Here is a 14,678-nt window from a genome sequence, read left to right as displayed (position 1 = left end):
AAGCTTCGGGGCGAGGTGGGGGAGGGGGGGGGGGGAGGCCACCGCGGCGGGGGCGCGGGGGGGGGGGGGGGGGGGGGTTGGTTGATTGCGCTGTTGTGCTTCCACGCATACTTCTGGTTTTCACGCAAAGACTCTCTCCATGTCAATGGCCATGTTGAAGTCCCCGCTGGTGGCCAAGTAAATGTCCCCGCCCCGTGTTTGTTTCCGGTTTCAATGGAGTCCTGCCGCCGCCAACTGCCTCAGCGCACGGATGGTGGGAACCGCTAGCCAACTGCCCGACCCAGGACCGCTACCGCGTGCCTTGTCTAGGCAACACATCGATGGATCATGGAGTCTGATAGCGCCGTCACCTCCCGCATCGCAGTCGAAATCCGATTGCGTGCCGTCATCGAGGCCGCGACGGTAAACCGATCGTAGAAGTCGCCGTCTTGAAATCGCACTGCAAAGCCGGTCAGTTGGCCAACGATGAACCGTGGCTATGCCATGGGGGCAGTTTTCGACTACGCGTTGCCCGGACCGCTGACCAGCGCCGACGGCGCTGATTCTCGTACGCGCGATACCGCGGCACCGCCTTAGTTACTGGGACAGGTCGCGGATTCTATTGTTGCTGCGGCGCTCTTTATGAAAACAGGCCTTGTCCGGTTGTTGCTTTAACTTGGCGGTTCACTGCCCCACCTGTTTTGCCGACGATGATCTTGACGAGCTCGTAGTACTGCTCGGCTTCTAGGACTGTCACGTATTGGATGGTGCTACCGCGATGTGCGATGTCGCCGCGGAGTTCGATGAAGCCTGCCAGCTTCTCTCAAGCTTCATCTGGCGTCAGTGAGGCCGGCTGGGCCATCTTTTTGGATCTTCTTCCCCCTGCCAGTTTCCAGTTGTCTGACATGCGGCCGATGCCAAGGGCTTTGAGAAACAGTTCGTCTACCTGGCCTGGTTTCGGCGTGTTGAGGTGGCGATTTCGGTCCGAGGTGTACTTGTTCAGACGGTCGTACAGCGCTTGTTTCCATCCGTTACCGGCAAGGTCCCAGATCGCGAGCTCGTTCTTGCTGTCTTTCAGATCCGTCGCTAGATCTTTTCGGATTTTTTTGGGCAGTTCACTGGGATTGGTTACGTGTTCGACAAGGTGTTTCAGGCCCTCTTCCGCGATGTCTTCGCAATAGGCCTCCCACAATGCGGTGATGAGTACGATCGCTGACTTACTCAGGACTTCAGCGCTCTCGGGGAGGCCTTGACTTTCGTGCTCTCGCGCGATGTGGAGAATTATGTCGACGTCTGCGCAGCTAGTGTCGAATTCGTGGCGCGACTGGGATCCCGCCATGCGTCTTATTCCTTTCGACGGCGCGACCGTTTGGAAGTCGCTGATTTTGGACCGCGCATCGCAGGAAACCCTGACCGTAAATCCGCAGCTACCCGGTTGACGACTTTCGTTCCACGAGAAAGACCTGGCTCACGCCAAGGCTGGTATCACGTCAGGTTTTTCCAGCGAGCTTTTTGTCGTACGGTGCTGGGCGTTTTGATCGGTCGCGCCGTGTTTGGCTGTGATCATCTGCAGGTCAAACCATTCGGCGAGGCGTATGCCCACCGTCCCCGTATCGACACCGAGCTCGTTTGCGACATCGCTGTAAGACCATTCTGGGTGTTGGAGGTAGACAAGCACCGTCTCCCAGATAGCTGGATCGAGCCCTCCGCTCGGATGCGTCATGGGCGACGAAGCTTCGGCGTTTGACCGGTCCAGATAGGGATGCAGCTGCTGAGGTTGCGACTCCGCCAGGACCTCTTCACGCCTTCGTGGCGCACGCAGGATCACGGCAAGTACCTCGGTCATGCCCAGCAGGAAGATCGGCGCAACAGTCGCGATTGCGGCTGCAACTACAGGCGGAACCGTATTGGGGGTCGACGTTGCGTGATAAGCGTTGCCAAGGATCGAGGCCCCAGCCGCGACTGCCAGCATCCCCAGCACAAAATTGCGACCACGGACTGTTCCAGCGTCTGTGTGATGCGATAAAGCCAGCGCTATGACCGTCGTGGCGACAATCGCCCCGTCAAGAACGACGGGCAAGACCCACGCTCGTCCTGGATCGGTCCCGGCCATAATCGCCAGCTCTCGGAGCGCGGCGAAAGACAGCCAAAATGACGATGCTGCGATGCCAACGGTCAAGGCGATACCGGTCATCAACGCGGCGAACAGCACCTGCGGATGAACTGCAAGCACAGGTGGCGAACCGCTTGTACGGCTCTGATCGGTGCGCATGTCCGTTGAGACTCCTTTGAAAGGTGGACTGTGTCTGCTGCAGCTACGTCGGACTGCGCTTGGGAGGCGAAATGGCGTACGTGAGCGGGAGATCGGCCTTGGGCTGTACGTCTTCTAAACGCGGAAGCTCCAGGGCTCGACGAAAGCGGAGCGCACCCTGTTCAACGCCAGGAGTCAGGTGACCCGTAGGTACAGACGCAGAGCTTGTTCGACTAGGGCGCTTCGACTGCCCGCGCCCCAGTCACTAGCTAGCTGATCGAGAAGCGCCGCGTCGGAGTTAATGACTCCAGCGAGCGGAACACGAGACAGGGGTGCATTGTGTCGCCTACGTGTGGGCCTTCCGTCCGCCCTTTTGAACAAGCCCGTACTTGCGCTCGCGACTGCACCCGCCCAATGTGCCTTCAGCTCGTCCGCGTGCTCTTCAACCGCGTCGAGTACAACTTGACCGTATGTACGTGCCGTTACCGCATTCGCAGTCCGCTCCTCCAACGTGAGTGACCGCAAGGCGCCGTAGACCTCATAAGGCAAAGCTACCTCGGGTGGTGCGACACGGTTTGCGCTGGTTGTCGCCGAGTCTTTTCTTACGTTCTTTCGTCGTGCGTCCGCCCGGCGTGGCGAGTTCTGCTTGTCCTCGGTCCCGGTTTGCGTAGTGACTGCCGGGGTGTGTTCTTCGAATTCTGCAGGCTCATCTGCTACCGAGCCTCGGTCGGAATCGTCGTACGTTTCTGGCTGGTCGTCCGCTACTACTGCGAGTGCGTGAGCGCGCCCTGCTCGGTCGCCGTTCGAATCGACGACCTCCTGGGCGGCCGTCGCAACACTATTTTGGTCAGCGTTGTCGCGTTCGGTGTTAACCGCGGTAGCGCTGCCCGCCGCTGCAGCGTCTCGGACGAGATTGAGCGGTGGGAGCAGTTCGTCTAGATCGTTGAGTGCATTCGGATCAAATGCGGCCCGGCGCTTTCGTGTAGTCACGCGACACCGCCTGCAACCTGTTTGCGTTCTGCGTTCGCGACACGGCTGAGTATCTCGCGAGTTAAGCCTTGGTAGTCCGATGCCAGCCCGGATGGATCGCGGGACCACAGGCGGTCGCTGGACTTACCCTTCTGACGCAGTCTCTGCAGACGACTTTTCTGGTCAGACTCAGCTGCTTCGACCAGTTCCGACGGAGTGAGATGACGTGTTCGAAGATCTACTGCTGCAGCACGATCCGATCGTATAAACGATTCGAACGGGTCAGCGCCGCTGCCTTCGAGAAGTTCGTTGACTTGGTCGAAGACTTCGCGATTTCGTGCCGTCGCGCGGGGATTTGTGTCAAAAAGGACAACACCCAAAAGTTGAATCTTGGATCCAGCTTGCCGCGCCCGTAGGTATCGCATCGCGAGTAGTTCGACACCAGACAAGCTGGCGTCGTCATCCTTGGTGGGTACGACGAGGTATCGAGCCGTCCCGAGTAGGGCCTCAAGAAGGGGGGCATCGCCGGGACCGGAGTCGATTAGAACTAAGTCGTAATTCTCGGTTTCATCCAACTCGTTCAGCGTCTTCGATAGGTTGCCGCGCAGATCGATTCCAGTCTGCGACGCGGTTGCTGCTACAGACGCAACAACGGCGAGCGCCGGGCCACCCGGGACGACATCGAGGTTTGGGCGAACATTCCGGACAGGAGTCAATGCTTGCGAGAACTGCAACGCCATACTCAATCCGCGTCCGCCGTCGCCTTCAACCCCGAGGTCAGACGAGGAGACGTTGGCTTGTTGGTCGGCGTCGACGACAAGCACGCGCCGCCCCGCTGCGGCGACCATGCCCGCCACGGCCGACACGATCGAACTTTTGCCGACGCCACCCTTCTGGTTAGCGACCAGCACTGTCCGTGAAGCTGCGGTTGTCGTCACACGCATAAAGGTACTGGACTAGCGACGCACCTGCGGTCTCCGACACGCGCGGCCGCACAACTTTATGCAGAGCTTTAGGCGCGGCCCTGCGTCAGCGCTGAGGTGTGGCCGGGCATCAGGATGTGCAGCAGAGCCTACTGCTGGCTTTTGAAACGACCCGACATAAAGCCGACTGCCGGTGCTTATGAACGGCTGGCTTTAAAACTGCCTTTACAACCGTCGCGGTAGTCATGCAACTAGACGCACTGCCCGCTGTCGCACAAGCCGTTGAAAGCGCCCGGCGAAAGGCTTGCCGTGCGGTGCATCGTGTGTGCCTTGATGCAGTTCTACAGACAGCAAGTAAAGCGGTTGCATAACAGGCGTGGCTTGCGTACAGATGACAGACCAATCGCACGGACGCATGCGCCGCCGCGCAGACGGCCAGGTTTGAGGCCAGCTATCCGAACGGTGTTACGCACCGGCCACGGTACTTCTACATGTCCGCCCATGCGACCGCCGCGATACCCGTTGCCCTGAGCACTTTAACGACCACTCTTACGGCCATTGCTTAAGCCCCCCTTCGGGCCGTATGTATGGCCGTATGTATGGGCTTACTTGCGGACCTACCGGCAGATTGGACAAATCAGCAGGTCACACCCTAAGTAAGTGTAGTCGACTTGGAACGCCTGCGAGTCAACCGGCCGTACAGTGCCACCGAGATTGGTTTGAAAAGAACTTCCATTTCAGAGTGTCAGACTTGGCAGGAGGCAGCCCACTCCGAGGTACAGAGATTGCAGATCACTCGATGGCACGGCCACGGACCGCGCAGAACGCTGTGCGTTGAATGCGAGCATCTGACGACATCCCAGAATGGGGAAGAGAGAGTCCGGTTAACGCGTGCCAATTCGGGCAGACCGCCAGTATTGGATCGGGCGCAGCCGCATCATTTACAGGTGGCGCCGCACGTTGGCAAGCTGCACAAATTCCGGGCGTGCACGCGGATCGAGGGCAGATCTCTCCACACGACTGTTGCGCATCGCTAGGGTGCGGCTAGTCACCATGCGAGGAACAACTCCGCCGTGCCCGCATACAGGCGGTCGACTAGCGCGCTTGTGGATCAATCCGCGCCCGCTACTCGTTCGGCTGAAATCGGCCGCCCAACATCGGGGTCCGTCCGGCGACAGCTCTACGCCGGTCAGATAGTGCAGCATTACGTATGGGCATACATATGGGTCTTCAGTGTGGGGCCGGATTGGTTACGCAGCTGGTGCAACGAAGACAGACGCGGCAATTTGCAACTACAGCTGAGCCCTTCAACCAGTTGGGCCGACAGCCGTTCATATGGCCGTCTGTATGGGCGTACGCGTGGGCGTACGCGTGGGCGTACGCGTGGGCCGCCCGAAAGTACTTGAAAGACGGGGCACCGCACAGAGGGCAGGTCCTGTTGCGTCACCCTGCTACTTGAGGTGGACAAGAGTCTCCGTCACAGTGACAAATCTCTTTCAGACTCGGCATTGCAGCCCAAATGCACCCGCATACCTGCATACTGCCTCCCGGAACATTGCCTGTGTCACGGTACTGACGCCACAAATCGGCATCTTCTCCGACGGGGATTGGGCGCGAGTCAGCCCGCCACGGCACCCCAAGGTCGAATTCCACCCGAACCCGTCTCCCGTGACGAACGGTTAACGGCGGCCCGGCGCGAACGCTCAACGGTGACCCTGCGTTAACGATCGAAACGTTCGCCTCCTTACGCACAAATCCGGTGAACGGCGCTGAACGCTGCAGTCGAGCGAGGTGCCATCTGCCGGCTTGACCAGGGCCGCCATCACGACAAGCAACGCGTACCCGGCCACGACCCCCCAGACCACTTACCGGACGCTCGCGACCCTGGGGGGATAGATGCGGGGCGAAGCCTAACCTCAGCCCTCGAATTGGACAGACGCGAAGAGCCGCAGCCGATGTGAGTGTCGTTCACTACCTACGAGATACGCCAACTGACCCCATCACCCAGACCCAGTTCGAGAACTCCGCAGTTCAGACTGTTGTGCGGTAAAAGCCCTGGTGACTCTTAAGCACGCTCCTGCGGTATCGAGCACCCCATAACGAGGCTGCTCACCGCTGCCACTGGCGCTCTCACGGCCAGGGCCAGACTCGTGGGTTACGCACCACCACAGTCACCCCAAATTTATCGGTTTACATAAACGTAAATTGCATTTTCCGCAGCGTCTGGTCCGAAACACCAGTTCAGCACAGTTTTTGCTCCGCAATATGACGGTGGACTGAGCTACGCTGCCGATATGGACTTTCGACCAGCCCGAACACCCCCGTCAGGCGCCTCTGAGGGCACGGCAGGGCTCGTATCGACGGCAGTAGAGCCCCAGATCCCGCCCGCGGTCGCGAAGCGGATCGCGAAAGCGGTCGAAGCTTCGCGGTCGGAAGGCACCCGCAAGACCTACGCCGCCGCATGGCGACGCTTCACCGGCTGGTCCGAGCGAGAGGGGCATTGCGCATTGCCGGCGCACCCGGTGACCGTCGCCGCCTATCTCGTCGACGCCGCCGACTCCCGTTCCGAAACGGGGGAGCGGGCCTACGCCGTCGCCACCTTCGGCACCTGGATCGCCGCGATCAACCACCAACACCGCACCACCGGACATTTGTCCCCGACCGCGCACGAGCTCGTCACCGCGACCCTCTCCGGAATCAGACGGGAGTACGCCGCCGTGGGGGACCGGCCCCGCACCCCGCGAGACCCACTGTTGGTCGAGGACATTCGCGTCTTGGTGTTGACCGCGAGGGAACGCAGCCGCGGGTGGGCCGACGAAGTGTTGGAACGCCGCGACTCCGCGATCCTGCTCCTTGGGTTCGCCGGCGCATTCCGCCGCAGCGAGTTGTCGGAGCTGGCGTGCGGGGACGTCACCGTGAATCGGCACGACGGCCTGCACGTTCGACTTCGAAAGTCGAAGACCGACCAAGAGGGCAGGGGAACGGTGAAAGCCCTCCCGTATACGGAGTCTCACGAGACCTGCCCACCCTGCGCCTACGTCCGCTGGATCCAGGTCGTCGCCGCATTCGATGTCGGCGGCAGGCCCTCGGTCATCCGACTCCTCCGCAAGGGGGAACCGTTCGACGCGCATGTGTGCAGGGGAGGAGTGCCCCGCACCGCCGCCCGCGCACCGCTAATGCGGGCAGTCGCGAAGAACGGCAACCTTGGGAACACCGCACTGTCCGGGGCCGCAATCCACCAGACGATCCGTCGCCGCGCCGAACACGCGGGCTACGACCCGACCGCGCTCGCCAAACTCGGCGGGCACTCGCTGCGCGCCGGGTTCGTCACCCAAGGCGCCCGCAACGGTGCCGACGGATCCGCCATCGCCCGCCAGACCGGGCACGCCAGTCTCGATTCCGTCGAGGTGTACCGTCGCGAACACGCACCCCTTGAGGGGAACGCCGTCCTTGGCATAGGCCTTTGACGCCAGACGAATACCGCACGTCCGAACACTGCACCTTCGCAAGTCATGTGTCGGCTGCCAACCGTATCGTGGCACCGTGGTCCAAACAGCCGAGCATTGCGCCGGTGAACTCAATCTGCCGACTGACGGGCACTTGCTTTGAAAATCACCATTCCACCTCAGATGTTCGGAAGCCAACCTGCGGGAATGCTGCAGCATTTCGGACTGAATATAGACCAGCCACCCGGCGCCGGTGACACCGTCTGGCACGTCTCGGCAGAACAGGTAACCGCCGTAACGTCACAGGTACTGCACGGACCGGCGCTTTCACGCAGCCGATTCGATGTCTCCACTTCACCCACACCGCAGGTAGCCGGCGGCATGAGCGTGGACCTCGCCGAAGACTTCGAAGATCTGGTTCGATCGCTCGACGAAGCAGGCACTCTTGCAGCCCTTTTCGATCGAATCATCACGACACTGATCGCCGTAGCGGATCATCAGGTCCCCGCAGCGACTCAATGGGGGAGCGATACCTTGGCCGAGGTGCCGCTCATCAATGACGATGGAACTAGCGAGCCTCTTTTCCCGCACCACTCTGTGCACGACATTCGTCTGCACGAGACAGTTTACCGCTGGACAAAGCTGCCCCAGATCTTTTTGAGGTTGCAGTACAACACAGTGGAAGAGATTATTGCCGAGTCGAAGACGGACCCGGACGCTCTCGCTTTTCAATCATCAAGTGCACTCCTTGAAGGTACAATCTTCGGAGGGCTCTACTACGCACCTTTACTCGGAAACCTTTCGCCAACCATGTGGGGCTTCGCTGCACCTCGATTCGGTCAGCTCATTATCTACTCGCTCGGACGCCGACTTCCCGGCCTAGGGCAGGGTGCAAGCCGAGACGCACTGGACACGCTGCGGATCCTGTCGCACGACAACCCGTCCAGAGATTTCGACAAAGAGTCGTACGACTCGGGAAAACTTCACAAGGCTGCGTTCTCCGAAGCAGTGGACTGGTGGACCTCACGTCTGAACCAGACACTCTTGGACCTATTTGCTCCAATAACCTACGTCGATGCGCAACAGAATTACGCCCCCACCGCGCACCAACGTTGGATGCTGAACTTCGAACAGCTACTGGCACGCATCAGCGCGATCACCCGCCATCCTCGCGACCACAACGCACAACTGATGCTCATGTTCCCGGCAATGGATATTCTCGGAGATACTTTCACCGGCAGTAACGGCATCGGACAACTGATGACTCCACAACGTCTACGTAAGCGCATCGCCGCCATCGAGACTCATGTACCTGCCCGGATACTGCCGCTGATTATGGCTCCGGCATACCGAGCCCTTCGCGCGTCGGAGCAGGTCGTGGACGGTTTCTTCGTTCCGAGTCGCGATCCTGATTCAACAGAGACATCTCGGTTGCTACAGCTCTGGAATGCGCGGCGCAACACAACGCACGGTTTTAACAACAATGCCCAAGTCCTTGCCGAACACAGTGGACACCTTCCGTCCGACATTGTTCTCGTCCCAATGGTCTACCTACTTGACATCCTCACGGACAGACAGAACTTGATTGCTCGCATACATCGATCAATTCGGTGAATCACTGCAGGGCTACGCAGACGTCGGTTTGCGTCAAGATCTGTTGACGGTGCGGTAACTGCCCTTCACGCAGCGTTCGCTGCGCCGAGACTGTCGGCTGTTCGAATGACTCCGGCGGAGCGCGGGTGCACCGTTTCATGAATGACGGCGGCCGAGCTCGTGCGTGCTCCACCACCCCGGCCGTCAGCGTCAGAGAGACGGTGGGACGGGGAGAACGGTGATGCCGGTGTCGCGTTGTAGTGCGTCTATCAGGTCTGGTCGTTCGGAGAGCGTGTCGGTCGTGGTCACCGCATAGCTCTGCGGATTGTCGCCGGCGGATGTGTGGGCGCCGGCAGTGTCGAAGAGGGCCAGGCAGGCGTGGGTATGTGCGAGGTCGTGCCGGGCCCAGTATCGGATCCCGGCGAATCCTGCACTGCGAAGCACCGACGCCCACAGCTGTGTCAGCTGGTAGTTCCCAGTGCTGAATATTTCTGCGGTGACGCCGAACTGAGCAGCAGCGTTCGATGTCAGATCCGCGAGTACACGTGTGGCGGTTGCCTGAAGGCGTGTGACTGCGCGTGCGGTGAGTTCGGTGCTCGGGACGACCCGCATCCCGCCCCACGTTTCGAGGAGGGTGATCTGTTCGGACTCGGCGGTGTAGCAGGTGCCATGGGTGTCGGCGAGGTCGAAGCGTCCGTATCCGCCGTTCGCGAACCACAACGGTCCGCGGGTAGCGCTGTGGCAGCGAAACACCTCCGTGCCGGCCTGAACCCTGAAGGCAGGGAAGCGATCACGGAGGTGATCCGGCGGGGGAGGGGCGAGTAGATGCAGTGCGGTACGCGGAGCGCTCACGCGGCGAGCTGCTCGGTCGCCGCGCGTGCAAGATCTACCACCGACGGCCCGTCACCGTCCAGCAATGCCTGCCGCGGCGTGCGTCCGCCGAGTTCGGGTTGCTCGGTCATCAGCCACGACGCGGCCATCCACCCGCCGGCATCGGTACCTGCCCACGCCCGCAGGACGTCTTTGATGCCGAGGATCGGCCGTGCAGGCGTGTTGTCGTCGAACCCTGCCACGGAGTACCCCACCGACCCGTCTGCGGCGACCAGTCGCAGCACGCGATGATCGCGGACTGCTTGGCTCAGTGCTTGTTTCGTCCACCCGGTCACGTCCAACACCTGCTTGTGGGTGAGGATCGCGCCGATATGGTTCTCCCAGGCACGGCGCGCCTTCAGCCCGGAGAGCACGCTGCGGATCCCGTTCTCGACGTACGCGACATCGCTCGGGTTCAGCTCGGTTCCGTCGAGTCCGCTGGCGGCGAGTTCGGCGGCGACGAGGTCCTGCAGTGGCGTGCTCATGCCACCCACGATACTAAGGTCAATCAGGTCAAGTCAAGTAGGTCAACCGAAGTCGCATTCTGGTGCTACACGACGATGTCAGCGTAGGACGACAGTTCGGTCCACCGCCGGGCTTCGAGCCGTGCAGCGGGCTGAAGCGCGTACCGATCCGCGGCAACGAGTTGGCCCATCGACAGATCAGTCGCGCCTGCGATGTCCTCGATCGGTACCTGGAAGGTCCGGTACGGGCCGAGTGGAGGAGTAGCGGTCTCGGCGCGGGCGGGGCGTTCGAGGATCGGGCCCAGCGACGGAGTTTGATCGAGGACGTACCCCGTCGCTGCAAGAACCGTATCCTCCTGCCAAGCAGCGATTTTGAAGAACCGGCGCGGGATCGGAACGCCTCGGTACACCGGATCGTCGTCGGCGAAGATGCAGCCCGAGAACACCGACAATCGCTGCCCGTACTGCCGGGCGTGGTCGAGCACGTAGTCCTCGAGCCCCAGCCACAGGGTTTTGGACTGGTTCAAGGTCGCGGTCTGCGGCGCACACACCGTGTAGTGGAAGGTGTCGGCATTGGCCTGCTCGGCGATCGCGGCGGTGCCCCAGACCGGGTCGCGGCGGCGCACCAGATGCCCGCGGTCGAGATTGTTGCTGGCATACAACTCCGGGCCGGCCTGCTGCGCGGCCGGGAGCCGCGGATCGAGCTGCCAGTCGTCACCGCGCTCGACCTCACGCAGCTGGGATCCCTCGATGTTCACCGCCGTAGATGCCGCGAGACGCCGGACAGGATCGATCGCCACTGTGAAGTGGGTGTACGGCAGCACGACCAGCCCGGTGCGCGTGGGCGCATCGAGTTCGATTGGGGACAGGAACGTGGCGTCGTAGCCGGCGGGGGAGGTCACCCTGCCAGTGAACCGGTCGATCGTGACGGGCACGTGAACACACCCTGTTCTCAGGTACGGTTCCGTACCCTCGGATGGCGGCGCCCGAACCGGGCGTCAGCACCCGAGACGTAGGAGGCATATCCATGGCTGGAATCGCTGACAAGCTCGACAAGGCGTACGAAGACAAGCCGCTCACCGAACTCGTCGACGCACCCGTCGAGGCCCTGCAGGGTGTCAGCCCGGGCGACGCCGAGCACCTCAAAGCTGCGTTCAACATCAAGACCATTGGCGATCTCGGGCGCAACAAGTACTTCCTGTGGGCGCAGTCGATCGCCAAACTCGCAGAGTAGTTCCTCCTCACAACGTCGACGAGCCACAGGACCGCATGGGTCCTGTGGCTCTTGTCATCGATCAGCACGGTGACTGTCGTCTGGCCACCAGGTTTCACCGTGAAGGCAGAGACGTACCCGGATAGGGCCGTGGAGATCCTGGTGGAACGCAGGCGCCGCTGACCCTGATCTGTCGGTTCAGGCCGGTACCGTCGCACAGGTGGCGTCGAGACAAGGGAGTGCGGTGAGGGGGTACCGCTACCAGTGGGCGCTGTTCGTCGATTGGTGCGCGGCCGCCGACACCTCGCCGCTCCCCGCCTCGCCGATCACGTTGGCGCAGTTCCTCGACGAGAACCCCGCCGGCGACACCGTGCAGCTGCGCCGGGTATCGGCGATCAACCGCGCACACCTCGACGCCGGCCACCCCGCCCCCGGACGGATCACCTCGATGCGGCTCGCGCTGGACTCTGCGCGCGCCGACCGAACCATCCGACGTGCCGCGCAGTACCAGGCCATTGCGGCCGCACTGCCGACGTCCGGATCGACGGCAGCGCTGTTCGGACGCCGCGACGCCGTACTCCTTCTCTTGGCCGGAGCGGGCCTGTCCTACAACGCTATTGCAGAACTCGACTGCGGCGACGTCAGCGTCGACGGGGGCAGCATCTGGATCGCCGGACACCACCGCATCCGCATCGACCCCCACGAGGTCACTGGCTTCCAGCCGGTCGAAGTGTGGGAGCGGTGGCACACGGTCTTACAGTTCTCCGACCGGTATCCCTCGACCGCGTTGCTCGCAGAGCATCTGCAGCGCAACACGTTTCCCGACGTGACCGCGTTGCCGCACCGCGGCGGTCCGGTCGCGGTCCCGATCGACCGGTGGGGCCACCTACCGTTGCCGGCCGCTCCGATGACCGCTGCCGAGATCGGATCGGTGATCGCCGCGCACCGCACCGGGCTCTCACCGCTGCACACCCCGCGGCGCCGCATCAGCAATCCACTCTCGGACGTCGAGCACATCCGGGCCGTCGTTGCCGACAACGCCCCCGTATCGCCGGAGCTCGATGACGGTTACTACCGCGCTGGTGTCGACGCCCGGCGCCGCGCGCACACCGCGCTGGCCGATGTCACGGGCATGGTCGACGACGTCGAGGACCGGATCGAAGCACTCCTGCAGCGCACCCTCGATCTGTTGGGCGACGAGGCCACTCCCTCTTGATTCGCATTGTCACCGGCGCCCACAGAAGCGTCACGAGGTCCTGACGGTTCTACCTGACATGAAATAGTTTTTATCGGCAATGACCATCATCTCATCACAGGTGACCGCATGCTGTTGTGCGCAAGCGTGATCCGGTGCACCGACCCACCTCGGCGCCGCGTGCAGGTACTTGACACCGGCTGCGCTGATCTCCTGAGCGTCCAAGGCGCGCCGGCGCCGTAGAACATCGTGCCGTCGAAATCGGGCGACCGAAGGGCATCGGACTGCCTTTGCTAGCGCAATCCGGTGCACGCTACTTGACGTCGACGAGCCATGCGAGTATTCGACACTGGCGACCCGCTGGCAGCGGGAGGCACGATCGCGAAAAGTAGCGCCAACCTGGATGCCGGCACGCATTTCCGGAGTCAGAGTCGATGATGCTACTGCGCAGATCAGGCGCGGCGCCACTCGCAGTAGTGACATTGATCAACGACATCCCTGTGATCGTCAAAAGGCGCTCAGCCGGATAACTTCGATTTCTTCTCAGCTCGAATCCAGATCAGCCGCTCGCGCTTGTTCGGGTCTCTCAGAGCAGGTCCATGTAGGAGCTGTCGCCGAAAGCGATGGACCACGGAGGCTGTCTCGTCTGCATGTTTGGATCCCAGTTGTACACCTCGATTTTATAACCTGCCGCCTGGATCGATGATGTGTTCTGTCCCGGTGATGTATCGGCCAGAATCCGAGACTAGGTAGTAAATCGCATTGGACACGTCTATCGGCTCGATGGTGGCGACGGGAAGCCCTTGTAGGGATTGCACGACCTCTTCGAAATCGGAACGTCCAGGCTTCTCCAAGTCGGGCCTGAACAGGCGGTACATTGCTTCGTTCTGAACCATGGCGGTCCCCACCGTGGTCGGATGCACTGTATTGACCCGAATATTGAGCGGCGCAAGTTCTTTCGCCAGTACACGCATCAGCCCGACGACGCCGGCTTTTGCCGCTGTGTAGTGAGCAAGATTCTCGCTGGTGATCATCGTCGCGAGTGAACTGGTGAACACGATTGAGCCACCGCGAGCACCGGCAACGATGTGAGGAGCCGCAGCGCGGATTGTCTTCCATTGGCCCGTGAGGTTGATGTCGATCATCTCGTCCCAAGTGTCCTCCGACATCTCCAGGGTCTGCGCCATCGAGAGAATCCCAGCATTGGCGATCACGACATCGAGGCGGCCGAGCTCATTCACGCCGGCGGACACTGCCTGCTCCAGGCTCGCCAGATCCCGAATATCTACTTCTTTGGCAACGATTCGACGGTCCAGAGCTTCGACCTCGGCGACGGTCGTGGCCAGGTCGTCGGAGTTAGCCGCGGGGTACGGGATCGATGCGATGGGCGAACATGCGTCGACCGCGATGATGTCAGCTCCCTCCCGTGCAAGTCGGAGAGCGTGACTTCTGCCCTGACCACGGGCTGCTCCTGTAATTAGTACAACTTGTCCGTCAAGGTTTCCCATGGTGTGGTCCTGTTCTCGTATTTTCGCGAATCGCCGTGGGACCTGATCGCCGCGAAGAGCGTAGAAGGTCCTTGGTAGAGGTGAGGAGTTTCGTGAGATCGAGCCTTGTTCGAGAAGTCAGTGACGAAGTCGTGAGGCCTTCGAGTATCCCGCCGAGTCGACTCAGATACTGGTCGGGGGTGAGTCCGAATTCGACCAGCGTGTCTTCGAGGTTGCACACACCGAATGGAAGCCACCGTCGGGCATAGTCGACGATTCGTTCGTCCT

Annotated in this window: 11 protein-coding genes; 4 read left to right on the top strand and 7 right to left on the bottom strand. The window is 61.5% G+C overall.

All coding sequences use genetic code 11. From position 1 onward, the window contains the following. Positions 1-802: 802 nt before the first annotated feature. From CH289_RS27365 to CH289_RS27350, 3 genes are all read right to left on the bottom strand, one after another. On the bottom strand, positions 803-1,318 hold the full coding sequence (locus CH289_RS27365) for a HEPN domain-containing protein (protein ID WP_094729013.1): 516 nt from the start codon (positions 1,316-1,318) through the stop codon (positions 803-805). Between the two features lie 129 nt (positions 1,319-1,447). Then, positions 1,448-2,251 carry a DUF2637 domain-containing protein gene (locus CH289_RS27360; RefSeq protein ID WP_094729011.1) on the bottom strand — a complete coding sequence of 268 codons (804 nt, stop codon included), beginning with the start codon at positions 2,249-2,251 and terminating at the stop codon, positions 1,448-1,450. A 965-nt stretch (positions 2,252-3,216) separates the two neighbouring features. Further along, on the bottom strand, positions 3,217-4,143 hold the full coding sequence (locus CH289_RS27350; protein ID WP_094729007.1) for a ParA family protein: 927 nt from the start codon (positions 4,141-4,143) through the stop codon (positions 3,217-3,219). 2,273 nt (positions 4,144-6,416) lie between these two features. On the opposite strand from CH289_RS27350, the gene CH289_RS27345 reads away from it, so the two are divergent. Together CH289_RS27345 and CH289_RS27340 are read left to right on the top strand one after the other, a co-directional pair. Further along, positions 6,417-7,589 carry a site-specific integrase gene (locus CH289_RS27345; RefSeq protein WP_094729005.1) on the top strand — a complete coding sequence of 391 codons (1,173 nt, stop codon included), beginning with the start codon at positions 6,417-6,419 and terminating at the stop codon, positions 7,587-7,589. Positions 7,590-7,775: 186 nt separating this feature from the next. After that, the gene (locus tag CH289_RS27340) at positions 7,776-9,182 is read left to right on the top strand and encodes a hypothetical protein (RefSeq protein ID WP_094729003.1); all 1,407 of its coding nucleotides are present in this window, start codon (positions 7,776-7,778) and stop codon (positions 9,180-9,182) included. 189 nt (positions 9,183-9,371) lie between these two features. Here CH289_RS27340 and CH289_RS27335 read toward each other — a convergent pair whose 3' ends face one another. From CH289_RS27335 to CH289_RS27325, 3 genes are all read right to left on the bottom strand, one after another. Next, the gene (locus CH289_RS27335; protein WP_256977608.1) at positions 9,372-10,013 is read right to left on the bottom strand and encodes an RES family NAD+ phosphorylase; all 642 of its coding nucleotides are present in this window, start codon (positions 10,011-10,013) and stop codon (positions 9,372-9,374) included. Further along, a complete protein-coding gene (locus CH289_RS27330) occupies positions 10,010-10,516 on the bottom strand; it encodes a hypothetical protein (protein WP_094729001.1) in 507 nt (168 codons plus the stop codon). Before CH289_RS27330 ends, CH289_RS27335 begins: the two co-directional genes overlap by 4 nt. Positions 10,517-10,581: 65 nt before the next feature. Continuing rightward, on the bottom strand, positions 10,582-11,397 hold the full coding sequence (locus CH289_RS27325) for a DNA/RNA non-specific endonuclease (RefSeq protein ID WP_256977607.1): 816 nt from the start codon (positions 11,395-11,397) through the stop codon (positions 10,582-10,584). A gap of 125 nt (positions 11,398-11,522) precedes the next feature. Here CH289_RS27325 and CH289_RS27320 point away from each other — a divergent pair, with 125 nt between their 5' ends. Both CH289_RS27320 and CH289_RS27315 read left to right on the top strand, forming a co-directional pair. Then, positions 11,523-11,729: a hypothetical protein gene (locus CH289_RS27320; protein ID WP_008720325.1), complete on the top strand. Its 207-nt coding sequence runs from the start codon at positions 11,523-11,525 to the stop codon at positions 11,727-11,729. Between the two features lie 199 nt (positions 11,730-11,928). Next, on the top strand, positions 11,929-12,924 hold the full coding sequence (locus CH289_RS27315) for a hypothetical protein (RefSeq protein ID WP_256977605.1): 996 nt from the start codon (positions 11,929-11,931) through the stop codon (positions 12,922-12,924). 659 nt (positions 12,925-13,583) lie between these two features. On the opposite strand, the gene CH289_RS27310 is transcribed toward CH289_RS27315, so the two are convergent. Beyond that, positions 13,584-14,411 (bottom strand): mycofactocin-coupled SDR family oxidoreductase, encoded by an 828-nt coding sequence (locus tag CH289_RS27310; protein WP_094728994.1) that lies wholly within the window; start codon positions 14,409-14,411, stop codon positions 13,584-13,586. Positions 14,412-14,678 lie beyond the last annotated feature (267 nt).

It is taken from the genome of Rhodococcus sp. RS1C4, from assembly GCF_002258225.1.
Classification (GTDB): Bacteria; Actinomycetota; Actinomycetes; order Mycobacteriales; family Mycobacteriaceae; genus Rhodococcoides; species Rhodococcoides fascians_E.
This window is presented reverse-complemented; position numbering and strand designations above follow the sequence as displayed.